This is a genomic window from Ruegeria discodermiae (assembly GCF_030758345.1).
Taxonomy (GTDB): Bacteria; Pseudomonadota; Alphaproteobacteria; order Rhodobacterales; family Rhodobacteraceae; genus Ruegeria_C.
On sequence record NZ_JAVAMO010000001.1, the window covers coordinates 696,369 to 720,059 of the forward strand.

A 23,691-nucleotide genomic window follows, 5' to 3' on the forward strand; every position below is an offset into this window, starting at 1 on the left:
TCAGGTCAGATAGACCCGCTCGACGCACCAATACATCCCGATTCCGGCAATCACGAGCGAGGCCGGGATGGCAATCCGGCCGCGATACCAGCCGCGATCCCGGAACCAGAGCCCGACGCTCAGAAAGGCGATGGCGATCACCGTGAGCTGGCCAATTTCGACCCCGATATTGAAGCCGACCAGAGCGGGTATGAACTGCGCCGCTGGCAGCCCGTATTCGCCCAGCACCGAGGCAAAGCCCAGCCCGTGCAGCAGACCAAAGCCAAACACAACCAGCACCCGCCACGGATAAAGACGCCGGATAAAGACATTCTCCAGTGCGACAAACACAATCGAAAGCGCAATCAGCGGCTCGACGATTTCAGGATTTATCCGCACCACGCCGAGCGTCCCCAGCGCCAGTGTCAGCGTATGGGCCAGCGTGAAGGCGCTGATCTGCCAGACCAGCGGGCGCAAGCGCGGGCTGAGAAAGAACAGCCCCAGCACAAACAGGATATGGTCGATCCCATAAGGCAGGATATGTTCGAATCCGATGGGGATATAGGACTGAAACGTCGCCCACGGCCCCAGCGCCGCGCCGCCTGCAAGCGCGATGGCGGGGCTGGTTTCTCCACCTTTCAAATAACCGGTATAGGGCGCCTCGACTCCCTGCTGACGCAGCACCAGATCCCCGGCCCCACCGGGCCATGTTATCTGAAAATCGCGCGCGCTCTCAGGCACCGGCCCGGCAAAGAGGATATGCGAGGCGCGCGGCAGATCGGTATCCCCGATCACCGGTATGCGCGCGCCTTCGAACGACAATTCCACCGGCCCGCCCACGGTCACGCCAAGCCTCTCGATCCATTTAATCGCAAACTCCCGCACCAAAGGCTCCAGCTCGGCAGAGCCCATGGCACGATAGCTGTCATAGCGGCCGGAGAGCTCCGATTCGTCGGTATCGCTCATCCCGTCCAGATCGATCCCGGCCAGAAACGCCTCGACATTCAGGCGGAATTCCATCGTCAACTGGCCATCAGCGACCGAGAAATCGGCGATGCTGGGCGTGACCTCATGGGCGTGAACAGGCAGGCAGAGACACCAGAGGCTTGACAGCAGGGCCAGCAGACGCAGCTTGAGATGCATTGCGTGAAAGGTCCTTGCCATGATCCGCCGCCCCCTGCTCGCCCTTGTTTTGGCTTGTGTCTTTGCCCGTCCGGGCCTTGCGCATGAGTTTTGGATCGAACCGTCCGAGTTTCAAGTCGAAACCGGCGCGGAGCTGACGGCGCAATTGCGGGTGGGCGAGAAACTGAAGGGCACGCCACAGGCCTATTTTCCCAACCGCATCACCCGCTTTGAACAGCGATATGGTGATGTCGCGCTGCCCTATGAGGGGCGTCTTGGCGACATTCCGGCGCTTGCCATGCAGCCTGACCGGGATGGCTTGCTGGTCCTCCTGCATCAGACTGCGCCCAGCACGCTGGACTACAAGGCGTGGGAGAAATTTCAGGCCTTCGCCGATCATAAGGATTTCCCCGATATCCGCGAGCGGCATCTGACACGGGGCTTGCCGCTGGACGGGTTCACGGAAATCTATACCCGTTTTGCCAAATCACTGATTGCGATCGGATCTGGCGCAGGCACAGACACCGCAAGCGGCATGGAGACCGAGTTTGTCGCCCTGACAAATCCTTATACCGACCCGATCACCGACGGGATAGCGGTGCAGCTCTTCTATCAGGGCCAGCCGCACCCGAACGCACAGGTCGAGATTTTTGACCGCGCGCCTGATGGCGGTGTCACCGTTACTCTGACCCACACCGATGCGCAGGGGCGCGCCCTGATCCCGGTGAAATCCGGTCATGACTACCTGCTCGATGCCGTCCGGCTGCGCCCTTATGACGGGCCCGAAGAGGCAGTCTGGGAAAGCCTTTGGGCATCGCTGACATTCGCAGTGCCCTAAGCGGCGGCAACCCTTGCGCAGCAGGTGATTTCTGGGCAAGAGAACGGATATGACACAGCAGACAGATATTCTTTGTATCGGGTCGGTCCTGTGGGATGTGATCGGACGTTCGGCCAGTCACATGCGACAAGGATCAGACGTGCCGGGGCGCATCACCCGCCTGCCCGGCGGTGTGGCGATGAATATCGCGATGACGCTGGTCCGTTTCGGTATGACACCCGCCCTTCTGACCACCATCGGGCGCGATCCGGAAGGTGATGAGTTGATCAATGCCTGCGCGCGCATGGGTATGGAAACCAGCCATGTCTACCGCTCCGAGGACCTGCCCACGGATCGCTATATGGCGGTCGAGGGCGCCAACGGTCTGATCGCCGCTATTGCCGACGCCCATTCGCTGGAAGCGGCGGGTGCCAAGATATTGCGCCCGATGGAAAACGGTGCTTTGGGGTCGCGCGATGCTCCCTATGACGGGTTGGTGGCGCTCGATGGCAACCTGACCCTGACCTTGCTGAAGGAGATCGCAAAGAGCCCTGCCTTTGCTCGCGCCGATCTGCGCGTGGCTCCGGCCTCGCCCGGCAAGGCCGAGCGCCTGCTGCCCTTCCTGCAAAACGCCCGCGCCACGCTTTATGTCAACCTCGAAGAGGCCGGGCTGCTGTGCCAGACCGAATTCGCCGATTCCGCCACCGCCGCGCAAGGGCTGCTGGGCCGTGGCGCGTTGCGCGTGCTGGTGACAGATGGCGGCAAATCCGCGACCGAGGCTGATGCCAGCGGCGCGATCACCCAGACCCCGCCCGAAGTGCTGGTCACCCGTGTGACCGGCGCGGGTGACACCTTCATGGCCGCCCATATCGCCGCCGAGGCGACCGGCGCAAACCGCGCAGCCGCGCTCAACCGCGCGCTGCTGGCCGCCGCGACTTATGTTTCAGGAGAGACCCCGCTGTGATCGATATCCGACATTCCTCCGAGGTTGCCGCCGCGCGCGCCTCTGGCAAACCCGTCGTGGCGCTGGAAAGCACCATCATCACCCATGGCATGCCCTACCCGCAGAATACCGAGGTGGCCGCGCAGGTCGAACAGGATATCCGCGACGCGGGCGCCGTGCCCGCCACCATCGCGGTGCTTGAGGGGCAATTGCATGTGGGGCTGGAGGCACAGGAATTGCAGGCGCTGGGCCAATCACAGGGCGTGGCCAAGCTGTCGCGCGCCGATATGGCGGCCTGTATCGCGACGGGCGGCACCGGGGCCACAACGGTTGCCGCCACTATGATCGCCGCCCACCGCGCCGGGATCGAGGTGTTTGCCACCGGCGGCATTGGCGGGGTCCATAAAGGCGCTGAAACAAGTTTCGATATCTCCGCCGACCTGAACGAGCTGGCGCAGACCCCGGTCACCGTTGTGGCTGCGGGGGCCAAGGCGATCCTTGACCTGGCCAAGACGCTGGAGGTGCTTGAAACCCTGGGCGTGCCGGTCATCGCCCATGGCCAGGATGCCTTTCCCGCCTTCTGGTCGGCGCGCTCGCCGCTGAAGGCTCCGCTGCGGATGGATGATGCCGCCAGCATCGCCCGCGCGCACGCCACCCGCGCTGCCCTCGGCCTGCCCGGCGGGCAGTTGGTCGCCAACCCAATCCCCGTTGCGGATCAGATCCCGGCAGAGGAACTGGCACCCATCATTGCCCAAAGTCAGGCCGATGCGGACGCTCATGGCATCACCGGCAAGGCAGTGACACCCTATCTGTTGCAACGAATCTATGAGCGCACCGAAGGCCGGTCGCTGACCGCCAATATCGCGCTGGTTCGGAACAACGCCCGTCTGGCCGCAAAAATCGCCCAATCGCTGACCGAAATCACCGGCTGAGCCTACGGAAACCACCCCGCCCCATTGTTACCGAGATGAGAAAGACTTAACTAACCAGCGGGCTGGACGGGATAGACATGAATACGCCATTTGACGAGGAACCCCACCGACGCCCCGGTCTGCTGGCCGGGCTGCGCGCGTCCTTTCTGACCGGCATTGTCGTCATCGCACCGGTCGGGCTGACGATCTGGCTGATCTGGAGCGTGGTCGGCTGGATCGACAGTGTGGTTCTGCCGCTGGTGCCACACACGATCCGCCCCGAGCAATATATCGGCATCAACCTGCGTGGTGTCGGCGTCATTATCTTCCTCATCTTCACGGTGTTCGTGGGATGGATCGCCAAGGGCCTCATCGGCCGTTCGCTGATTCAGATCGCCGAAAGCATGGTGGACCGGATGCCGGTGGTGCGCTCGGTCTATTCCGGCATCAAGCAAATCTCGGAAACGGTCTTCGCCCAGAGCGAGCGCAGCTTCGAGAAAGCCTGCCTCATCCAGTATCCACGCCGGGGGATCTGGGCCATCGGCTTCGTGTCGATCGCGGCCAAGGGCGAAGTGGGGCAGCGCGCCGAAACAGGCGGCCAGTTGCTGGGGGTATTTGTTCCCACGACCCCGAACCCGACCTCGGGTTTCCTGCTCTTTTTCCCCGCCGAGGACGTGATCATTCTGGACATGAGCGTTGAGGAGGCGGCCAAGCTAGTGATTTCTGCCGGGCTCGTCTATCCCAATGGCAAGGACCCGACCCAGCCGCCTGAGGAGTGATCAGCCGAACATCTCGGCCAGATCAACCGTACTTTGCGCGCCCAGATCGGGTTTATGCTGGCTCAGAAAGCGGTCCGCCGCCTCTCGCCCGGCAGTTTTCAACCGGTGCAGGATGGGCGGCGTCGGCACCAGTTTTGTCGCCACCGAGAGCTCGTTCATCAGATCGTCATCGGCGATCATGTGGACCAGCACCCGCTTCATTCGGCCCGCTTTCAACGTCCCTTCGGCCAACAGCCGCTGCACAAAATTGATCGCCCGCAACTCGCGAAACAGCGATGAGTTGAAGCTGATCTCGTTGATCCGGTTCTGGATCTGCTGTGGTGTCACCGGCAGTTCATCCCGCTCCAGCGGGTTGATATTGACGATCACCACATCGCTGGGCAGGTCGTCATGGAACAGCGGAAACAGCGCCGGGTTGCCGGTATAGCCACCATCCCAATAGGCCTCGTCACGTCCGGTTTTCGGATCGTGAATCTTCACCGCCTGGAACATGCTCGGCAGACAGGCCGAGGCGAGGATGGCATCGGTACTGATCTCGCCGCCCTTGAACACCCGGATCTTGCCCGAGCGCACACAGGTCGCGCAGATGAACAGATTGGGCCCGTCTTCCGCACAGACGGTTTTGTAGTCGAACCCGTCCACCACCGGTCGTAACGGGTTCGAATAGAACGGCCCATAGGCATAAGGGGACACCATGCGCGACCAGGTATCCGCGACCGAAAACGGCAGCGAATATTCAATCGTGCGCGCCAGATGCCCGGGATCAAGCGCCGACATCCAGCCCGTGAGGCGCAGGTCATCCACCGCCCCCATCCGCGCCCAGAGCGCATCCAGATTGCGCCGCGCGCCGTCGCGCCCATCCGCCACCATACCGGACTTGAACGCCGCGCCATTCAATGCCCCAGCCGAGGTGCCGGTGATTGCCGCCACCTCCACATCTGGCTCGTCCAGAATGCGGTCCAGCACCCCCCAGGTAAACGCCCCATGCGCCCCGCCGCCCTGCAGAGCAAGATTGATCCGTTTCACCTGATCCGCTCCTTCATCTGATCAGACATACCGCAGGAGGCTGGCGCCTCACCCCGGATCACAACGCGGTCCAGCCGCCATCCACTGAAATCGTGGTCCCGGTGATCTGCGCAGCGGCATCCGAGCACAGGAACACGGTGGTGCCGCCCAGCTGTTCCACGGTGGCAAACTCTTTAGAGGGCTGACGCTCCAGCATCACCTTCTTCACCACCTCGTCCCGCCCCATATTGTATTTCTCCATCGTGTCGGGAATCTGCGCCTCGACCAGCGGGGTCAGCACATAGCCGGGGCAGATGGCATTTGCCGTAATCGGTTCCTGCGCGGTCTCCAGCGCGACGCTCTTGGTCATGCCCACGACGCCATGCTTGGCCGCAATATAGGCCGTTTTGAAGGGCGATGCGGTCAGCCCGTGGGCAGAGGCGATATTGACCACCCTGCCCCAACCAGCCGCACGCATCATCGGCAGAGCAGCAGCGGTCGTATGAAAGGCCGAGCTCATGTTGATCGCGATGATCGCCTCCCATTTGTCGACCGGAAACTCATCGATCGGGGCGACATGCTGAATGCCTGCATTATTCACCAGGATATCGCAGGACCCCGCCTGCGCGATCAGGTCACGGCACTCCTCCCCTTTCGACATGTCCGCCTTGATATAGCGCGCCTTTGTGCCGGTCTCCTCGGCGATCTGGCGCGCCAGCGCGTGATCCTCATCCCGGTCGGTGAAAGAGTTCAGAACCACGTCCGCGCCCGCGCGCGCCAGTTCCCAAGCAATCCCCAGCCCGATGCCGGAATTCGATCCGGTGATCACGGCGGTTTTTCCCGATAAGGTCATGGTTCATCCTCTTATGCATCCAATCCGATTGCGATGCAGCCTGCCATGCTGCAGTTGCAAAGAAAACGGGGAAGTTGCGGCGCGCTGTGACCCGGCCTCAAGAAGACAGGCGGGTTCCTGCGCAGCCTGACAATATGCCGCAAAATCAAACGACAAATCCGGGCTATATGGGTTTACCAGTCAAGTCTGCCCGGATGCCAGCACGGCGAAAAAAAACGCCCGCACGAAGCGGGCGTTAAGTTATTGAGGCAGGTTTCATACAGGCAAGAAACCTATCGAGCAGTGACCCCTTTATAAGCAATTCCGCTGCGGCATCCAAGCTAAAAGTTTGAAAAGACGTGAATCCATCGCTACGCTCAAAGCATAACAAAATAAGGCCAGAGCAGGATTGTTGCTAAAATGCTACAGGATATCGCCCCCCGGATACGTGCGGTAAGTGCCGGAATCGGCCTGATTTTTGCTGCACAACTTGCGCTTGCAGAATCGGCCCATGGCATAGCTATGTATGGTGCCCCCGAGCTGCCACCGGATTTTGTGTCGCTCCCCTATGCCAACCCCGAGGCGCCCAAGGGCGGGCGCGTTGTCTTTGGCAATACCGGTGGTTTCGACAGTCTCAATCCGTTTGTGCAGAAAGGCACCGTTCCGTGGCAATTGCGGTTCTGGACCCACGAGAGTCTGATGGGCCGCTCTTTTGATGAACCCTTCACGCTTTACGGTCTGCTGGCCGAATCGGTCGAGACCGATCCGGACCGCACATGGGTCGAATTCACCCTGCGGGAGGAGGCCCGATTCTCTGATGGCAGCCCGGTCACGGTCGAGGATGTGATCTGGTCCTATGAGACATTGGGCAACGAAGGCCACCTGCGCTATCGCGGGCTCTGGGACAAGATCGCCGGTATCGAGGAGACCGGGCCGCGCAAGGTGCGCATCACCTTCAATGTCGAGGATCGCGAGCTTGCCCTGATCACCGGGATGCGCCCGATCCTGCAAAAGGCGCAATGGGAGGGCAAGGATTTCGCCGCGGCGCAGCTGCAGGATATCCCCATCGGCTCGGGCGCCTATGTGATCGACAGCTATGAGGCGGGCCGCTTTGTCAATTTCAAACGCAACCCGGAGTATTGGGGCGCAGACATCCCCTTCCGGCGCGGTACGATGAATTATGATGAGATGCGGCTGGAATTCTTCGGCGACCAGACCGTGCTGTTCGAGGCCTTCAAGGCAGGCCAGCTATCAGCCGTGCGCGAGTTCAACGCAGACAAATGGGCCACGCAATACAACTTCCCCGCCGTGCAGCGCGGCGATGTGGTGAAAACGGAAATCCCGCATCTGAAACCCTCGGGCATCACCGGCTTTGTGATGAACACCCGCAAACCGCCCTTCGATGACTGGCGCGTGCGCGAGGCGCTGATGCATGCGTTCAACTTCGAATTCATCAACGACACGATCACCGGCGGCGCGCAGCCACGCATCACTTCGTATTTCTCGGGCTCGGAGCTTGCTTTGCAGCCCGGCCCCGCAGGAGAGGCGGTGCGCGCGTTACTGGAACCCTTCGCCGATGAACTGTTGCCCGGCGCGTTGGAAGGCTACGACCTGCCCCAAAGCGATGGCAGTGAGCGCAACCGCCGCAACATCCGCGCTGCAACCGCATTGCTGGAAGAGGCCGGATGGACCGTTACCGATGGCGTGCTACAGGACGCAAACGGGACACCGTTGCACTTCAACATCCTGATCAGTCAGGGGGATAAGGAAAGCGAAACCGCGATCGAGATCTTTGCCCGCGCGCTTGAGAGGTTGGGCATCGTGATCGCCGCCGAGAAGGTGGATGATGCGCAATTCACCTCGCGCACCAATGAGCTCGATTTCGACATGACCTATTACCGGCGGGCCCTATCGCTGTCGCCGGGCAATGAACAGAAGCTCTATTGGGGCAGCGAAAACGCCCACACGCCGGGTACGCGCAACCTGATGGGCGTGTCCTCACCCGCCGTAGACGCCATGATCGAACACATGCTGACCGCGACCTCGCGCGAGGATTTCATCGCCGCAACCCGCGCGCTTGACCGTCTCCTGATCTCGGGGCGCTATGTGATCCCGTTCTGGAATTTCGACGTCGGGCGCATCGCCCATGTCAAAGAGATGAAATTTCCCGAGGCGCTGCCAATTTATGGCGACGGGCCGCAATACATGCCCGATGTCTGGTGGTATGAGGCCAACTGAGCGACCCGAATCGAGTCCATCGGAGGCATGACGTGACCGCCCGCAAGCTATTCGCCGAGTTCTTCGGCACCGCCTTCCTGCTGATCGGTGTCGTGGGCTCGGGCATCATGGCGCAGACACTGTCAGACGGGAATATCGCGCTGGCGCTTCTGGCCAATGCGATTGCCACCGGCTGTATCCTGTTTGCGATCATCACCACGCTTGGCCCGATCTCTGGCGCGCATTTCAATCCCGCCGTCACGCTGGCCTTTGCCCTGCGCGGGGAACATGCCTGGAAAGATGTCGCGCCTTATGTGGCCGTACAGATCATCGGCGCGATTATCGGCGTCTGGGCCGCGCATCTGATGTTCGACCTGCCGGTGCTGCAAGCCTCGACCACCATGCATCGCAGCGGCGGCGCGCAGTGGTTTTCCGAGGTCATCGCAACGCTCGGCCTGGTCTTCGTGATCTTCGGCGGCGTGCGGCACAGGCCCGATGCGGTGCCGCCTTTGGTCGGCCTCTATATCACCGGGGCATACTGGTTCACCTCATCCACCAGCTTCGCCAACCCGGCGGTCACCATCGCGCGCGGGTTTACCGACACGTTTGCGGGTATCTATCCCGGCCATATCGCGATGTTCATCCTGATGCAGATCATCTCCGTTTTCATCGGCCATGTGGTGCTGAACTGGCTCTTTGCCGCAGATGAGAGCAAAGGCCCTAACAGCTGACCCGGCTCAGGCCAGCGACGTCACCCAGAGGATCGTCGCATCCTCGTCGCTGACCGACACCACGTTATGCCCCATCGTGGCATCGTAATAGGCGCTGTCGCCGCGGCGCATTTCGACCGGCTCGTAGAACTCGGTGTAAAGACGGACCACCCCGGTCAGCACGTAGAGAAATTCCTCGCCGTCATGGCGCACCCAGCCGTCGAACTCCTCCATCGTCCGCGCCCGGACCCGCGCGCGATAGGGCAGCATCTGTTTCTTGGTCAGGGCACCGGCCAGCAGCTCATGTTCATAGGTGGCGGTGGCATGTTCCGACCCTTCGCCGGATTTGGTGATCGACATGCGCCCGTTGACCTGCCCCTTTTCCGGCTGGGTGAATAGCTGCGGCACCGAAATGCGCAGCCCCACCGCAAGCTTCTTGAGCGCGTCATAGGTGGGCGACATCTGCCCGTTCTCGATCTTGCTGAGCGTCGAACGCGCCAGACCCGCCTGATTGGCCGCCTGTTCCAGCGTCCAGTCCTGCGCCTTACGCAGCTCGCGCACCCGCGCGCCCAGATCCAGCGGTTCCGAGCTTTCCTCGGTCCCGTTTTCGCGAGCGATGCGGATCAGCGATGTGGGGTCATGCGGTTTCATGGCGCCTGTATAGGAGCCGCGCACGCCGCTTGCAACGCGCGCCCGCGCAAGATAGCCAAACGTCATGCTAGCAATCTTCGATCAGGGGCCGCCGCCGCCCTGCCCGACCCCGTTCAACCTTGCCGCTTTTGTGATGCGCCAAGCGCAGGCACTGCCCGACAAGGTGGCGCTGTCCGTACTGGGCGCGCAGGACTGGACCTATGGCCAGTTGGAGGGCGCCATTCGCGGCACCGGCACCGGCCTGCTGGATCGCGGTATCCAGCCCGGAGAGATCGTTCTGATGCGGCTCGGCAATACGGTCGATTTCCCGATCGCCTATCTCGGTGCCATCGCCGCCGGGATCGTGCCGTTGCCCACCTCGTCACAACTGACCGAAGCGGAAACCGCCAAGATCATCACCGATCTCTCCCCGGCGGCGGTGCTGCGCGACCCACAGGTCGCCTGTGCGCACCATGAGCGGACCTTGATGCTGGCTGATCTGCAGGCCATGCGCAGCCTGCCGCCCGCCGCCTATGACATGGGCGATCCGGATCGGATGGCATATGTGGTCTATACCTCGGGCACATCCGGCACACCTCATGCGGTGGCCCATGCCCATCGCGCCATCTGGGCACGGCAGATGATGGTCGAAGGCTGGTATGGCCTCACGCAGGAAGACCGCCTGTGCCATGCCGGTGCGTTCAACTGGACCTATACGCTGGGCACCGGGCTGATGGATCCCTGGGCCATCGGTGGCACCGCGCTGATCCCCGCCGCCGGAACCGCGCCAGAGCAGTTGCCCACACTTTTACGCGATCACAAGGCGACGATTTTTGCTGCGGCTCCCGGCGTTTACCGCAAGCTCTTGCAGCGGGGGGAAATGCCGGACCTGCCCGATCTGCGCCACGGGCTCTGCGCCGGGGAAAAGCTCTCGCCCGCACTCCACGAGCGCTGGAATACGACCACAGGGACCGAGCTTTATGAGGCCTATGGCATGTCCGAATGCTCGACCTTCATCTCCGCCTGCCCTGGTCATCCGGCCAGCGGTGATGTCCTGGGCAGGCCTCAGAAAGGCCGCCGGATGGCGATGCTGGGCGAAAGCGGACCGGTTGGGATCGGTGAGGAAGGCACAATCGCCATCCATCGCTCTGATCCAGGCCTGATGCTGGGCTATCTGAACGCGCCCGAGCAGACCAGGGCGCGGTTTCAGGGCGAGTGGTTTCTGACCGGCGATCAGGGCGTGATGCAGGAAGATGGCAGCATCGCCTATCTGGGCCGCAATGACGACATGATGAATGCGGGTGGCTACCGGGTGTCGCCGGTCGAGGTCGAAGCGGTACTGAACCGCCATCCGGGCATCACCCAGTCCGGTGCTGCTGCTGTTGAGGTCAAACCCGACACGTTCATCATCGCCGCCTTCTATACCGGCCCCGAGGCACTGGACGAAACAGCCCTGCAGACCTATGTCGAAACCCGGCTCGCCCGGTACAAGCAACCGCGCGCCTATATTCACCTGTCCGAGCTGCCCATGGGCGGCAATGGCAAGCTTCTCCGCCGCGCGCTGCCTGCGCTTTTCAAGGTACCGACCTCATGACCCAGACCACCGTCAAGCTCGATATCATGTCCGACCCGATCTGCCCCTGGTGCTATATCGGCAAGACGCATCTGGATAAGGCGCTGGCCTCGGTGCCCGACCATCCCTTTGTCATCGAATGGCATCCGTTCCAGTTGAACCCCGATATGCCCGCCGGGGGCATGGATCGCCGCGCCTATCTGGAAGGCAAGTTCGGCGGCAAGGACGGCGCGGTCAAAGCTTATGCGCCCGTGGTCGAGCATGCCGAACAGGCGGGTCTGAAGATCAATTTCGACGCCATGAAACGCACCCCCAATACGATGGACGCCCATCGGCTGATCCATTGGGCGGGGATCGAAGGCAAGCAGACACAGGCCGTGGACGCGCTGTTCAAGGCCTATTTCGTTGATGGGCGCGATATCGGTGACCACGAGGTGCTGGCGGATATCGCGGACGGAATCGGCATGGATGCCTCGGTGGTCTTGAAACTGCTGCAATCGGAGGCCGATCGCGAAGATATCGCCGCACGCGACACCCATTCGCGCAAGATGGGTGTGAACTCGGTGCCGACCTTCATCGTGGCCAGCCAGCACGCGGTTCCCGGCGCGCAACCGCCTGAACTGTGGGAAAAGGTCATCCAAGACATCAAGTCTCAGCTTGAAACCGGGGCTGCGTAAGAGCACAAGGCTTGTGCGATTACGTCTATGGCTCTGATCCCATCCGCGTGATAGCGCGGGCGGAGAAGGAGCCTTGGAATGAGCACCCGAATCTCGACAGCAGAGTTCATCGCGCTAATCGGCGTGATGTTTGCGACCATCGCGTTTTCCATCGACGCGATGCTGCCCGCCCTGCCCGAGATCGCAGAAGAGCTTAGCCCCGATGAGGAAAACCGCGCCCAACTGATCCTGACCTCCTTTGTGGCGGGGATGGGGATCGGCACTTTTTTCACGGGCCCGCTCTCGGATGCATTCGGGCGCAAACCGGTGATCTATGCGGGCGTCGCGCTTTATATCTTCGCGGCGATACTTGCCTGGGCCAGCACCTCGCTCGAAACCATTCTGGCCGCCCGCGTCTTGCAGGGCATCGGTGCAGCGGCCCCCCGGATCGTGGCAGTGGCAGTGGTGCGCGACCTCTATTCCGGTCGTCAGATGGCGCGGATCATGTCGATTGCCATGATGATCTTCACGCTTTTTCCCGCAGTGGCGCCTGCCTTGGGCGCGGGCATCATCGTGTTTGCCGGCTGGCGCGGCGTCTTCATGGCATTTGTCATCTTTGCCTGCATCATGGTGACCTGGATGGGCCTCCGGCTCGACGAGCCCCTGCCGCGCGAAAACCGCCGCCCCTTCCGCGCGCCGCTGCTCTGGAGCGCGGTGCTGGAGATGTTCCGCAATCCGACCGTGCGCCTGTCCATCGCGGTCCAGACGCTGTGCCTTGGCATTCTGTTCACCATGCTCACCATGGTGCAGCCGGTTTATGACGTGATTTTTGATCGGGAAGAGAGCTTCCCCTTCTGGTTCGGCGCGGTGGCGCTGGCCTCTGGCTCTGCCAGCCTGCTGAACGCCGCCGTTGTGGTCCGGCTTGGCATGCGCCGTCTGGTGACCTGGGCGCTGGGGGCGCAGATCGCGCTGTCGGGCAGTGTGTTGTTCCTGACCAGCCTGCCGCTGCCCGACCTGGCCGGTTTTGCGATTTTTGTCGCGTGGCAGACGACCGTCTTTGCCATGGCAGGCATCACGCTGGGCAATCTCAACGCAATCGCGATGGAACCGATGGGCCATATCGCGGGCATGGCGGCTTCGGTAATCGGGGCCATTTCGACCGTGCTGGCCGCGCTGATCGCGGCACCGATCGGGCTGTTCTTCGATGGTACGTTGCTGCCGCTCACCAGCGGCATCTTCACCATGTCGGTGCTGGCCTTCCTGCTGATGCTGCAAATGGCGCGCGTGGAACAGCGCGTCACAGCCTGAGCTTTGCGAAACCGCGCGCCTCACCTATCCTGCCTGGCAGGAGGGGCCACCATGTCATATGATTACGACCTCGGCACGCATAGCTGCCGGATCACCACAAATTCGGATGAGGCGCAGCTCTGGTTCGACCGGGGGCTGGTCTGGACTTATGGCTATAACCATGACGAGGCGATTGCCTGTTTCGAGCGCGCGCTGGAACATGATCCGGATTGCGCCATGGCCTATTGGGGTGTCGCCTATGCTGCCGGTCCCAATTACAACCTGCCCTGGGCGCTGCTGGACGAAGGCGGACGCGAGCGGGCGCTGACCAAGGCCTATGACGCCACGCAGCAAGCGCTGACAAGGCTGGAGGGACTTACCAAGCTGGAAACCCAGTTGATCAACGCCCTGCTCGCCCGCTATCCGCAGCGCGCGTCTGCGCCGCTGGAAGACATGCAGGGCTGGGACCGCGATTTCGCCGACGCCATGCGCGCGGCTTTCGCCGCCTGCCCGAACCAACTCGACTTGCGCACGATCTATGTCGAAAGCCTGCTGAACGTCACGCCCTGGAAGATGTGGGACCTGCGCAGTGGTGGCCCGGCCGAGGGCGCGGCCACGCTGGAGGCGCAGGACGTGCTGGAAACCGCCATGCGCGACGATCCGGCAGCGATGTCCCACCCGGGCATCCTGCATCTCTATATCCACCTGATGGAGATGTCGCCCACGCCCGAAAAAGCGCTGAAAGCCGGGGATATCCTGCGCACGCTAGTGCCCGATGCGGGCCATCTGGTGCATATGCCCAGCCATATCGACGTGCTCTGCGGCGCCTATGAAGACGTGGTGCGCTGGAACCAGCAGGCGGTTGTCGCCGATCTGCTCTATTACGAGCGCGAAGGCGCGTTCAACATCTATACCGGCTACCGCCAGCACAACTATCACTTCATCATCTACGGCGCTCTTTTCCTTGGACAAATGCAGCCCGCGCTAGACGCCAATCGCGGCATCTGGGCGACCACACCCGAAGAGATGCTGCGCATCGAAAGCCCGCCCATGGCGGATTTCTTCGAAAGCTACATGGCGATGGAACCGCACATCCTGATCCGCTTCGGCCAATGGGAGCGCGCCAAGGCGCTGGAACTGCCAGACGACACCGATCTGTACCGGACCGTGACGGCAACCGTGCATTACGCCCGCGCCATCGCCCATGCAGCAACCGGCGACGTGCCTGCGGCAGAGGCCGAGGAAGAACTGTTTGACGCCGCCCGCGCCAGGGTTCCGGATACGCGGCTGATGCACAACAACAAGGCCGTCCACCTTCTTGAAATCGCTTCAGAAATGCTGCGTGGCGAGATCGAGTACCGCAAAGGCAATTTCGAGACCGCCTTTGCCCATCTGCGCGCCTCGGTCGCCCTCGATGACGGCTTGCCCTATGACGAGCCCTGGGGCTGGATGCAGCCCACCCGCCACGCGCTCGGAGCGCTGCTGTTTGAACAGGGCCATACAGAAGAGGCCGAAGCCGTCTATCGCGAAGATCTCGGTCTTGGCGGCCAGCTCAGCCGCGCCACCGTGCATCCCGACAATGTCTGGAGCCTGAAAGGTCTGCATGACTGCCTGAAGGCGCGCGGGGAAGATATTGAAATCATTCAGATCAAGCAGCGTCTCGACCTTGCGCTGGCCCGCGCCGACCGTTCGGTGGCGGCCTCCTGTTTCTGTGCTCAGGCTGCGATGCAGGCAGCGGCCGTGTGATCGCGCTGGACCCGCAGCGGGGCTGTGCTCCGATTAGGCGGTTTTTGCTTTTTTCCGCGTCCCCACGACTTTCTCGGCCAGATCGCGGGCTATCGCAAAGGCCCCTTTGATCTTGTCGCTTTCCTTGGCCCAGTCGCGGCGCACCACGATCTTGTTGTCCTTGACCTTGGCGAGGCCCTTCTGGTTCTGAATGAACTCCACCAGACCCTCGGGCGAGGCAAATTTGTCGTTGTGGAACTGGATCGTGGCCCCTTTTGGCCCGCCATCTAGCTTGGCGATGCCCGCGCGTTTGCACATCGCCTTGATGCGCACCACCAGAAGCAGCGTGTTCACCTCTTTTGGCAGCGTGCCGAAGCGGTCGATCAACTCCGCAGCAAACCCTTCCAGTTCAACCTTTTTCGACAGCGACGACAGGCGGCGATAGAGGCCCAACCGCACATCCAGATCGGGCACATAGTCTTCGGGGATCAGCACCGGCACGCCCAGATTGATCTGCGGCGCCCATTGATCATCCGCATCGCTGAGCCCCTCCATCTCGCCCGCCTTAATCTTGGCGATCGCCTCTTCCAGCATGGACTGGTAGAGTTCATAGCCCACATCGCGCATCTGGCCGGACTGTTCCTCGCCCAGCAGGTTACCTGCGCCTCGAATATCGAGGTCTTGAGACGCCAGCGTGAACCCCGCCCCCAGCGTATCGAGCGAGCCCAGCACGCGCAGGCGTTTTTCGGCGGTGTCTGTTAGCTTGGCACGGGGTTTCGTGGTCAGATACGCATAGGCGCGGGTTTTCGAGCGGCCCACGCGACCCCGGATCTGGTAGAGCTGCGCCAGACCAAACATATCTGCGCGATGGATCACCATCGTGTTGGCGGTCGGGATATCGAGGCCGGATTCGACAATGGTTGTGGCCAGCAGCACATCGTATTTGCCGTCATAGAAGGCATTCATGCGGTCATCGAGCTCTCCGGCGGCCATCTGGCCATGAGCGACCATATAGGTTAGCTCGGGCAGTTGTTCTTTCAGGAACGCCTCGATTTCGGGCAGATCGCTGATGCGGGGCACCACATAGAAGCTCTGCCCGCCCCGATAATGCTCGCGCAGCAGCGCCTCGCGGATGGTGACCGCGTCGAACTCGCTGACATAGGTGCGGATGGCCAGCCGGTCGATGGGCGGCGTGCCGATGATGGACAGGTCCCGCACGCCCGTCAGGCTCAGTTGCAGCGTGCGCGGGATCGGCGTGGCGGTCAGCGTCAGCACATGGATATCCGAGCGTAGCTGTTTCAGCCGTTCCTTATGGGCAACGCCGAAATGCTGTTCCTCATCGATGATCAGCAGGCCCAGATCCTGGAACCGGATGCCCTTGGCCAGCAGCGCATGGGTGCCGATGACGATATCGACCGTTCCGCGCGACAGGCCATCGCGGGTTTTCTGCGCTTCGCCCGCAGAAACAAAGCGCGACAACTGTTTGACTTCCAGGGGAAACCCCCGGATCCGTTCAGCAAAACTGGCCGCATGTTGCCGCGCCAGCAAGGTGGTGGGCGCGATCACGGCCACTTGCAGGCCGGACATGGCCGCGACAAAGGCCGCGCGCATGGCCACTTCGGTCTTGCCGAACCCGACATCGCCACAGACCAGCCGATCCATCGGCTGGCCGGATTGCAAGTCCTCCATCACGTCCCCAATGGCGCGCAACTGGTCATCGGTTTCCTGATAGGGAAAACGGGCAGAGAATTCTTCCCAGGCATGGGCAGGCGGGTCCAGCATCGGGGCCTTGCGCAGGGCGCGCTCGGCGGCGATGCGGATCAGCCGGTCCGCCATCTCGCGGATGCGTTCCTTAAGCTTGGCCTTCTTGGCCTGCCACGCGCCGCCGCCCAGCCGATCCAGCAGCCCCTCGTCATGGCCGTATTTCGACAGCAGCTCGATATTTTCGACCGGCAGGTAGAGCTTGGCCGCTTCGGCATATTCCAGCAGCAGGCATTCATGGGCGGCCCCGGCGGCGGTCACCACCTCCATGCCCTGATAGCGCCCGATGCCGTGATCCACATGCACCACCAGATCGCCGGGGCTGAGTGATTGGGTCTCGGTCAGGAAATTCTCGGCCTTGCGGCGCTTCTTGGGCGCGCGGATCAGCCGGTCGCCCAGCACATCCTGCTCCGAAATCACCACCATCTCGGGCGTCTCGAACCCGTGTTCCAATGCCCAGACCGCCAGATGCAATCCGCGCTTGCCGATCCGCGTACCATTGGGAACCGGGATCGCCTCAGCGAGGCCCTCATCCTCGATCAACCCGGTCAGGCGTTCGCGCGCACCTTCGGAGTATGAGGCGATCAGGACCGGTTTGGCGTCTAATTTCACCTGAACATGACCAGCCAACGCACCGAAAAGACTGATATTTTCCTGTTGTCTCTCGGGCGCGAAATTGCGCCCGATACGGCCGCCCGCATCGATCACGCCCGGCCCGCTGGCCTGCGGTAAAGGGTTGAACTGCATCACGCGACGGGCCGCCACAGCCTCACTCCAAGCGGTATCATCGAGATAGAGCAGCCCCGGCGGCGTCGGCTTATAGACACTGTCCATGCGCGAGCGGTTTTGCAGCGCGTGGGTGCGGGTCTCATACTGGTCCTGGATGCTGTCCCAGCGCGCCAGCCGCGCGGGCGTGACCTGATCATCCAGCGTGATCGTGGCGTTGGGCAGGTAGTCGAACAGGGTTTCCAGTTCTTCATGGAAGAACGGTAGCCAGTGTTCCATGCCCTGATGCTTGCGCCCGGCGCTGACCGCCTCATAAAGCGGGTCATCAGTGCCCGCCGCGCCGAACTCGATCCGGTAATTCTGCCGGAAACGGGTGATCGCAGCCTCGTCCAGGATTACTTCGCTGACCGGGGCCAGTTCCACGATATCGAGCTTTTCGGTGGTGCGTTGCGACACCGGGTCGAACCGGCGCGCCCCGTCCAACACGTCGCCGAACAGATCCAGCCGCACCGGGCCGCTTTCGCCCGGCGGGTAGATGTCGATGATGCCGCCGCGGATGGCGTAATCGCCGGGCTCCATCACCGTGGGACTCTGGGTGAATCCCATCCGCACAAGAAAGGCCCTGAGCGCCTCTTCGTCGATGCGCCGATCGACCTGCGCGGTGAAGGCCGCCTCGCGCAGCAGCGCGCGTGCGGGAACCCGCTGGCTGGCCGCGTTCAGCGTGGTCAGCAACACAAAGCGCTGCGGCATCTGATGCACAAGGGCGGCCAGCGTGGCCATACGCGCGGCAGATATCTCGGCATTGGGTGAGACCCGGTCATAAGGCAGACAATCCCAGCCCGGAAAGACAAAGACCGGCATATCAGGCGCAAGGAAGGCGAGCGCGGCGCGCGTCGCCTCCATCCGCTTGTCATCCCGCGCGACATGGCAGACCGGGCCATCGGCGCGGGCAATCTCGCGCAGGATCAGCTGCGCGTCGTAGCCTTCGGGGGCACCGCCAACCAGAACGTGATCCGCTGCTGTCATGCTTTGGGTCCTTTCCCCGCCCTAGAGGGCTCCGATGGAGAGGTTCTGATACATGCCCCAAAGGGCGGTGACAAAGATCGAGATCATGCCAATGACCTGCGTGATGATGCGGCAGCGGTTCAGGAAACGCGCAATCTCGACCCCTTGGGCGTTCTGCCCATGAATTGCGCGGGCCGTCGCCAGATTGACCAGACCGACAATCGACATTGGGAAGGCCAGCAGGAACAGCGCCTGAGCAAATTCGATCCCGTAAAAGAAGCCAAGCATCGCCATCCCGGACAGGAAGAAACAGCCGATGGCCAATATCCAAAGCCCCGACACCTCGGTGATATAGAGCAGCCGGTTCACGTTCACCCGGGTGATATCGTTGAGGTCCTGCTCAGCCTGCCCGCCCAATCGGCGCGCGCGGGTCACCATGTCAAAGGGGATGCCCATCACCCAGTGGCTGGCGGATGACCACATGACCGCAAGCCCGATCCAGAACCAAAGGTTCGAGAAGCTGCGCATATCGATCATCTCGAAGATCGAGTCGTACCAGTCCAACCGTCTTGCCCTGCCCTATGCTCTTGTCCTGAGGCCTCTGCCATGGCGCGCATTCAATTGCCACTCTTGAGACCGGGACAATTCCATGCCACCCAGAGCGCAATTGCGCAAGGAGTATCACCAAATGAAACCCATCGTTGCCCCTTTTCCGACCGCCCGGTTTCGCCGCGCCCGGCAATCCGAAGCCATTCGCGGGCTGGTCCGCGAGAACGTGCTGACGGTGGATGACCTGATCTGGCCGGTCTTCGTGCGCGATGGGGATGGCGTCGAGGAACCCGTGCCCTCGATGCCCGGCGTCATGCGGCGTAGCGTCGACCGGATCGCGCAGGCCGCCGTCGAGGCGCAGGCGCTTGGTATCCCGGCGATCTGTCTCTTTCCCTATACCGATCCGTCCCTAAAAACCGAGGATTGCGCCGAGGCCTGGAGCCCCGACAACCTCAGCAACCGCGCAATCCGGGCGATCAAGGCGGCAGCACCAGAGATCGCGGTGATGACCGATGTGGCACTCGACCCCTATAACATCAACGGGCATGACGGCTATGTGGTGGATGGCGAGATCGTCAATGACGAAACCGTCGAAGCGTTGACCAAGATGGCGCTGGCGCAGGCCGATGCGGGCGCGGATATCATCGGGCCATCGGACATGATGGACGGGCGCATCGGCGCGATGCGGCAGGCTTTGGAGGCAAACGGTCACCGCAATGTGATGATCCTAAGCTATGCCGCCAAATATGCCAGCGCCTTCTATGGTCCGTTCCGCGATGCGGTGGGGGCCTCCGGCGCGCTGACCGGCGACAAGAAAACCTATCAAATGGACCCGGCCAATTCTGACGAGGCCATCCGGCTGATCGCCCGCGACCTGAACGAGGGTGCGGATATGGTGATGGTCAAACCCGGCATGCCCTATCTGGATATCTGCCGTCGCAGCAAGGACATGTTCGGCGTGCCCACCTATGCCTATCAGGTGTCGGGCGAATACGCGATGATGCAGGCAGCGGCACAAAATGGCTGGGTGGATGGCGAAAGGATCATGCTGGAAAGCCTGATGTCGTTCAAACGCGCCGGCTGCGACGGGGTTCTGACCTATTTCGCCCCCGAAGTTGCGCGAATTTTGCAGGGCTAACCCTTTAATTTATGAAATTTTCCGGGCGATATCCCGCCCGGCGCTGTCATGAACAAGGTGACAGCGCCCCACATTCCGCGTATGCTTGCCGCCAAGACCGGACAAACCGGCTTATCAGGCAACCCACAGAGACAGAGAAAATGAGCAGTACCCAATCCCCACGACTGAGCCGTCGCGGCTTTGCCCTTGGCATGGCCGGGCTGACCGTCACCGCCGCCTGCGGCAATGGCGTCGGAAATTCCAACGCCGCCGTTATTGACGCCCGGGTCGATGCGACCCTGCAGGAACTCTATAACCAGTACCCAAACACCGTCGAAATCGGCAACAAGGCCAATGGCATCCTGGTGATGCCGCTGATCACCGAGGCCGGTTTTGGGTTTGGCGGCGCCTATGGGCGCGGTGCGCTGCGCGTCAATGGCGTCACAGTGGATTACTACCAGACCGTCAAGGGCACTGCCGGCCTGCAGATCGGCGCGGCGCAATATGCCACGGTTCTCTTTTTCATGACCGAGGATGCGCTGGGCAATTTCCGCCGCTCCAGCGGCTGGGAGGCAGGTGCCGATCTGGCCTATGTTGTCGGCGATCAGGGTGAATCCCTGTCAGCCACCACCACCACTACCACCTCGCCGGTGATTGCAGCGGTCTTTGGTCAGGCCGGTCTGCTGCTGGGGGCCACGGTCGAAGGCACCAAATACACCCGCATCATACCCTGATGCAGGCCTGCGCCGACGGGGCTATGCCCCCGTCGGTCAATCCGGTCGGGTTTCCGCAGGGAATGGACTTTCGGCCCCAAGCCGCTTGCTCTAGTTTGGCCGCGATCCGGACAGCAGAAGGCACGGCACACCCATGAGATTGATCTTTCGCTGGCTGCTGCGGATTGCCTCCGGTCTGATCCTGCTGGTGCTGGCAGGCGTTGCCCTGGTGTATTTCCTGGCCAGCCAGTCGCTGCCCGATTACAACCGCGAGGTTGCCGTAACGGGCCTGACCGCGCCGGTCGAAATCGTGCGCGACAACGCCAATGTGCCCCATATCTTTGGTGAAACCGACGCGGACGTCTATTTCGGCCTCGGCTTTGCCCATGCGCAGGACCGGATGTGGCAGATGACGCTGATGCGCCGCACGGTGCAGGGCCGCCTGTCCGAAGTCTTCGGCGAACGCACGGTCAAATTCGACCGGTTGTTGCGGCGGCTTGACCTCTATCGCGCGGCACAGCAGTCGGTCGCGGTTCAGGACGAAGAGACGATGGTGGCCTTGCGCGCCTATGCCGCCGGGGTAAACGCGCGCCTGAACCAGATCAACGAGGAATCCCTCGGCCGCGGCGCGCCCGAGATGTTCCTGTTTCCGACCCCGATGGCCCCCTGGCAACCCGCCGACAGCATCGCGATGATCAAGCTGATGGCGCTGCAATTGTCCGGGCATCTGGAAGAAGAAGTGTTGCGCGCCCGCACCTCGCTGATACTGGACGATCCCGACCGGCTGCGCGACATTTTGCCCGATGTGCCTGGCTCCGGCATTGCCGCGCTGCCGGAATATTCGGCGCTCTTCCCCGATCTGCCCCGCTATGCCTCGGGGGAACGGCCCGCTGCCGACCCGATCTCGCCGATCCCGGAACGCGGGCTGGCCGGGGCCTCCAATGCCTGGGCGGCTGATCCCAGCCGCTCTGCCAGCGGTGGCACCCTGCTGGCCAATGATCCGCATCTGGGATTCTCTGCCCCGTCAACCTGGTATCTGGCGCGGCTGGAGCTGACCTCGGGGGGGGTGATCGGCGGCACCATCCCCGGCATTCCCGCCGTCCTGACCGGGCGCAGTGACTATCTCGGCTGGGGCATCACCTCGTCTTACGTGGATGATCAGGACCTCTATATCGAACAGCTCAACCCGGATAATCCTGAAGAATACCTGACGCCCGAGGGCTACAAACCGTTCGAGAACCGCCCCTCGATCATCCAGATCAAGAACGCCGCCCCGATCACGCTGACCCTGCGCTGGACCGAAAACGGGCCGGTGCTGCCGGGCAGTATGTACAATCTGGGCAGCATTACCCCACCTGGGCATGTGGTGTCGCTGGCCTGGACCGCGCTCAGCCCGAACGACACGACCATGTCGGCGGCCATCGCGCTGATGAGCGCCAAGACCGTGGCGCAGGCCATCGAAGAAGGCGAGCGCTACCTTGCCCCGGCCCAGAACCTGACCCTGGCCGATCGGGAAACGGTTGCGATGCAGACCATCGGTGCGATCCCGCGCCGCGATGCGCGCCATCAGAGCCAGGGGCGGATGCCCAGCCAAGGCTGGCGGCCCGAAAACCGCTGGCAGGGCCGGATGCCCTACGACACCAACCCCTCCTTCCTGTCGCCCGAGGGAGGGTTGCTGGGCAATACCAACAACAAGACCGTCGACCGGCCCTTCCCGAACCATGTCTCACATAGCTGGGGCGACACCCAGCGGGTGAACCGCTGGGAACGCCTGATGCAATCGCGGCAGGTCCATACCCGCGACAGTTTCATCGAAGCGCAACTTGACCCGGTCAGCTTCGCCGCCCGCTCGCTGCTGCCGCTGATCGGCGCCGACCTGTGGTTCACCGGCGAAGCCGCGCCCGAAGGCACGCCCGAACGCCAGCGCCAGATCGCGCTGTCGCTGCTGGCCGACTGGAATGGCGAGATGAACGAGCATCTGCCCGAACCGCTGATTTATGCCGCCTGGCTGCGCGCCCTGCAAAAACGCCTGATCGAGGATGAGCTTGGCCCGCTGGCCGATGAGTTCAAACATGTCGATCCGCTCTTCATCGAACGGGTCTTCCGTGATGTGGACGGTGCCTCGGTCTGGTGTGATGTCAGCCAGAGCGCCCCGGTCGAAAGCTGCACCGAAATGGCCCGTCTGGCGCTGGATGACGCGCTGGTCTGGATCGCCGAGACTCACGGCAGCGCGCTGGAAAGCCTGCGCTGGGGCGACGCGCATCAGGCCACCCATGACCACCCGATTCTGGGCGAGGTCCCGGTGCTGCGCTATTTCGTGAATATCCGGCAATCGACCAGCGGCGGGGACAACACCCTGCAGCGGGGCCGCACCTCGGGCGAGGACCCGGCCCCGTTCCAGAACGTGCATGGCGCAGGGTTTCGGGGCGTCTATGATTTCGCCGATCCCGATAGCTCGGTTTTTGTCATCTCCACCGGCCAATCAGGCCATTTCCTGTCGCGTCACTATGACGATCAGGCGCAGCTCTGGCGGCGTGGCGAATATATCCCGATGTCGCTGGATGCCGATCTGGCGCGCGCGGCCTCCGTCGGCGTGACCACGCTCATCCCGCAATAAGCCCATCTGGACGCGGC

The 23,691-nt window shown here is 62.4% G+C and carries 19 protein-coding genes; 13 read left to right on the top strand and 6 right to left on the bottom strand.

Annotation, left to right across the window (positions count from 1 at the left end; translation table 11 throughout):
* On the bottom strand, nt 1-1,143 hold the full coding sequence (locus Q5Y75_RS03475) for a HupE/UreJ family protein (RefSeq protein ID WP_306194380.1): 1,143 nt from the start codon (nt 1,141-1,143) through the stop codon (nt 1-3).
* On the opposite strand from Q5Y75_RS03475, the gene Q5Y75_RS03480 reads away from it, so the two are divergent.
* The 4 genes from Q5Y75_RS03480 (at nt 1,142) to Q5Y75_RS03495 (ending at nt 4,551) form a co-directional block, all read left to right on the top strand.
* Nucleotides 1,142-1,939, top strand: coding sequence for a DUF4198 domain-containing protein (locus tag Q5Y75_RS03480; protein ID WP_306194383.1), 798 nt, complete (start codon nt 1,142-1,144; stop codon nt 1,937-1,939). The genes Q5Y75_RS03475 and Q5Y75_RS03480 overlap by 2 nt on opposite strands.
* A gap of 49 nt (nt 1,940-1,988) precedes the next feature.
* Complete coding sequence (locus Q5Y75_RS03485; RefSeq protein ID WP_306194387.1) at nt 1,989-2,882, top strand: PfkB family carbohydrate kinase; 894 nt, start codon at nt 1,989-1,991, stop codon at nt 2,880-2,882.
* Nucleotides 2,879-3,793: a pseudouridine-5'-phosphate glycosidase gene (locus tag Q5Y75_RS03490; RefSeq protein ID WP_306194389.1), complete on the top strand. Its 915-nt coding sequence runs from the start codon at nt 2,879-2,881 to the stop codon at nt 3,791-3,793. Before Q5Y75_RS03485 ends, Q5Y75_RS03490 begins: the two co-directional genes overlap by 4 nt.
* 77 nt (nt 3,794-3,870) lie before the next feature.
* Nucleotides 3,871-4,551, top strand: coding sequence for a DUF502 domain-containing protein (locus Q5Y75_RS03495; protein WP_306194392.1), 681 nt, complete (start codon nt 3,871-3,873; stop codon nt 4,549-4,551).
* Here Q5Y75_RS03495 and Q5Y75_RS03500 read toward each other — a convergent pair whose 3' ends face one another.
* Nucleotides 4,552-5,577 carry a patatin-like phospholipase family protein gene (locus Q5Y75_RS03500; RefSeq protein WP_306194394.1) on the bottom strand — a complete coding sequence of 342 codons (1,026 nt, stop codon included), beginning with the start codon at nt 5,575-5,577 and terminating at the stop codon, nt 4,552-4,554.
* 58 nt (nt 5,578-5,635) lie between these two features.
* Complete coding sequence (locus Q5Y75_RS03505; protein ID WP_306194397.1) at nt 5,636-6,409, bottom strand: 3-hydroxybutyrate dehydrogenase; 774 nt, start codon at nt 6,407-6,409, stop codon at nt 5,636-5,638.
* A 399-nt stretch (nt 6,410-6,808) separates the two neighbouring features.
* On the opposite strand from Q5Y75_RS03505, the gene Q5Y75_RS03510 reads away from it, so the two are divergent.
* The gene (locus tag Q5Y75_RS03510; protein ID WP_306194399.1) at nt 6,809-8,626 is read left to right on the top strand and encodes an extracellular solute-binding protein; all 1,818 of its coding nucleotides are present in this window, start codon (nt 6,809-6,811) and stop codon (nt 8,624-8,626) included.
* Between the two features lie 32 nt (nt 8,627-8,658).
* Nucleotides 8,659-9,336 carry an MIP/aquaporin family protein gene (locus Q5Y75_RS03515; RefSeq protein WP_306194401.1) on the top strand — a complete coding sequence of 226 codons (678 nt, stop codon included), beginning with the start codon at nt 8,659-8,661 and terminating at the stop codon, nt 9,334-9,336.
* Between the two features lie 6 nt (nt 9,337-9,342).
* Here Q5Y75_RS03515 and Q5Y75_RS03520 read toward each other — a convergent pair whose 3' ends face one another.
* The gene (locus Q5Y75_RS03520; protein ID WP_306195689.1) at nt 9,343-9,966 is read right to left on the bottom strand and encodes a helix-turn-helix domain-containing protein; all 624 of its coding nucleotides are present in this window, start codon (nt 9,964-9,966) and stop codon (nt 9,343-9,345) included.
* 64 nt (nt 9,967-10,030) lie between these two features.
* On the opposite strand from Q5Y75_RS03520, the gene Q5Y75_RS03525 reads away from it, so the two are divergent.
* The 4 genes from Q5Y75_RS03525 (at nt 10,031) to Q5Y75_RS03540 (ending at nt 15,207) form a co-directional block, all read left to right on the top strand.
* Nucleotides 10,031-11,539 (top strand): class I adenylate-forming enzyme family protein, encoded by a 1,509-nt coding sequence (locus Q5Y75_RS03525; protein ID WP_306194402.1) that lies wholly within the window; start codon nt 10,031-10,033, stop codon nt 11,537-11,539.
* Nucleotides 11,536-12,195: a DsbA family oxidoreductase gene (locus Q5Y75_RS03530; protein WP_306194404.1), complete on the top strand. Its 660-nt coding sequence runs from the start codon at nt 11,536-11,538 to the stop codon at nt 12,193-12,195. Before Q5Y75_RS03525 ends, Q5Y75_RS03530 begins: the two co-directional genes overlap by 4 nt.
* A 78-nt stretch (nt 12,196-12,273) precedes the next feature.
* Complete coding sequence (locus Q5Y75_RS03535; protein WP_306194407.1) at nt 12,274-13,482, top strand: multidrug effflux MFS transporter; 1,209 nt, start codon at nt 12,274-12,276, stop codon at nt 13,480-13,482.
* Between the two features lie 51 nt (nt 13,483-13,533).
* Complete coding sequence (locus Q5Y75_RS03540; RefSeq protein WP_306194410.1) at nt 13,534-15,207, top strand: tetratricopeptide repeat protein; 1,674 nt, start codon at nt 13,534-13,536, stop codon at nt 15,205-15,207.
* Nucleotides 15,208-15,240: 33 nt separating this feature from the next.
* Here the strand turns inward: Q5Y75_RS03540 and mfd are convergent, their stop codons facing one another.
* Entirely contained in the window at nt 15,241-18,699 is a 3,459-nt protein-coding gene (gene mfd, locus Q5Y75_RS03545; RefSeq protein WP_306194413.1) for a transcription-repair coupling factor, read from the bottom strand.
* Between the two features lie 21 nt (nt 18,700-18,720).
* Complete coding sequence (locus tag Q5Y75_RS03550; RefSeq protein WP_306194415.1) at nt 18,721-19,242, bottom strand: component of SufBCD complex; 522 nt, start codon at nt 19,240-19,242, stop codon at nt 18,721-18,723.
* Nucleotides 19,243-19,366: 124 nt separating this feature from the next.
* Between Q5Y75_RS03550 and hemB the strand changes: the two genes are divergently transcribed.
* From hemB to Q5Y75_RS03565, 3 genes are all read left to right on the top strand, one after another.
* The gene (hemB, locus tag Q5Y75_RS03555) at nt 19,367-20,365 is read left to right on the top strand and encodes a porphobilinogen synthase (RefSeq protein WP_306194417.1); all 999 of its coding nucleotides are present in this window, start codon (nt 19,367-19,369) and stop codon (nt 20,363-20,365) included.
* Nucleotides 20,366-20,505: 140 nt separating this feature from the next.
* Nucleotides 20,506-21,078 carry a lipid-binding SYLF domain-containing protein gene (locus tag Q5Y75_RS03560; RefSeq protein ID WP_306194419.1) on the top strand — a complete coding sequence of 191 codons (573 nt, stop codon included), beginning with the start codon at nt 20,506-20,508 and terminating at the stop codon, nt 21,076-21,078.
* A gap of 133 nt (nt 21,079-21,211) precedes the next feature.
* Nucleotides 21,212-23,674, top strand: coding sequence for a penicillin acylase family protein (locus Q5Y75_RS03565; protein ID WP_306194420.1), 2,463 nt, complete (start codon nt 21,212-21,214; stop codon nt 23,672-23,674).
* The last annotated feature ends 17 nt before the right edge of the window (nt 23,675-23,691 follow it).

Coding starts and splice junctions, on each gene's coding strand:
- Q5Y75_RS03480 (WP_306194383.1), top strand. CDS start 1,142: ATGATCCGCCGCCCCCTGCTCGCCCTTGTTTTGGCTTGTGTCTTTGCC.
- Q5Y75_RS03475 (WP_306194380.1), bottom strand. CDS start 1,143: ATGGCAAGGACCTTTCACGCAATGCATCTCAAGCTGCGTCTGCTGGCC.
- Q5Y75_RS03485 (WP_306194387.1), top strand. CDS start 1,989: ATGACACAGCAGACAGATATTCTTTGTATCGGGTCGGTCCTGTGGGAT.
- Q5Y75_RS03495 (WP_306194392.1), top strand. CDS start 3,871: ATGAATACGCCATTTGACGAGGAACCCCACCGACGCCCCGGTCTGCTG.
- Q5Y75_RS03505 (WP_306194397.1), bottom strand. CDS start 6,409: ATGACCTTATCGGGAAAAACCGCCGTGATCACCGGATCGAATTCCGGC.
- Q5Y75_RS03510 (WP_306194399.1), top strand. CDS start 6,809: ATGCTACAGGATATCGCCCCCCGGATACGTGCGGTAAGTGCCGGAATC.
- Q5Y75_RS03520 (WP_306195689.1), bottom strand. CDS start 9,966: ATGAAACCGCATGACCCCACATCGCTGATCCGCATCGCTCGCGAAAAC.
- Q5Y75_RS03525 (WP_306194402.1), top strand. CDS start 10,031: ATGCTAGCAATCTTCGATCAGGGGCCGCCGCCGCCCTGCCCGACCCCG.
- Q5Y75_RS03530 (WP_306194404.1), top strand. CDS start 11,536: ATGACCCAGACCACCGTCAAGCTCGATATCATGTCCGACCCGATCTGC.
- Q5Y75_RS03535 (WP_306194407.1), top strand. CDS start 12,274: ATGAGCACCCGAATCTCGACAGCAGAGTTCATCGCGCTAATCGGCGTG.
- Q5Y75_RS03540 (WP_306194410.1), top strand. CDS start 13,534: ATGTCATATGATTACGACCTCGGCACGCATAGCTGCCGGATCACCACA.
- mfd (WP_306194413.1), bottom strand. CDS start 18,699: ATGACAGCAGCGGATCACGTTCTGGTTGGCGGTGCCCCCGAAGGCTAC.
- hemB (WP_306194417.1), top strand. CDS start 19,367: ATGAAACCCATCGTTGCCCCTTTTCCGACCGCCCGGTTTCGCCGCGCC.
- Q5Y75_RS03560 (WP_306194419.1), top strand. CDS start 20,506: ATGAGCAGTACCCAATCCCCACGACTGAGCCGTCGCGGCTTTGCCCTT.
- Q5Y75_RS03565 (WP_306194420.1), top strand. CDS start 21,212: ATGAGATTGATCTTTCGCTGGCTGCTGCGGATTGCCTCCGGTCTGATC.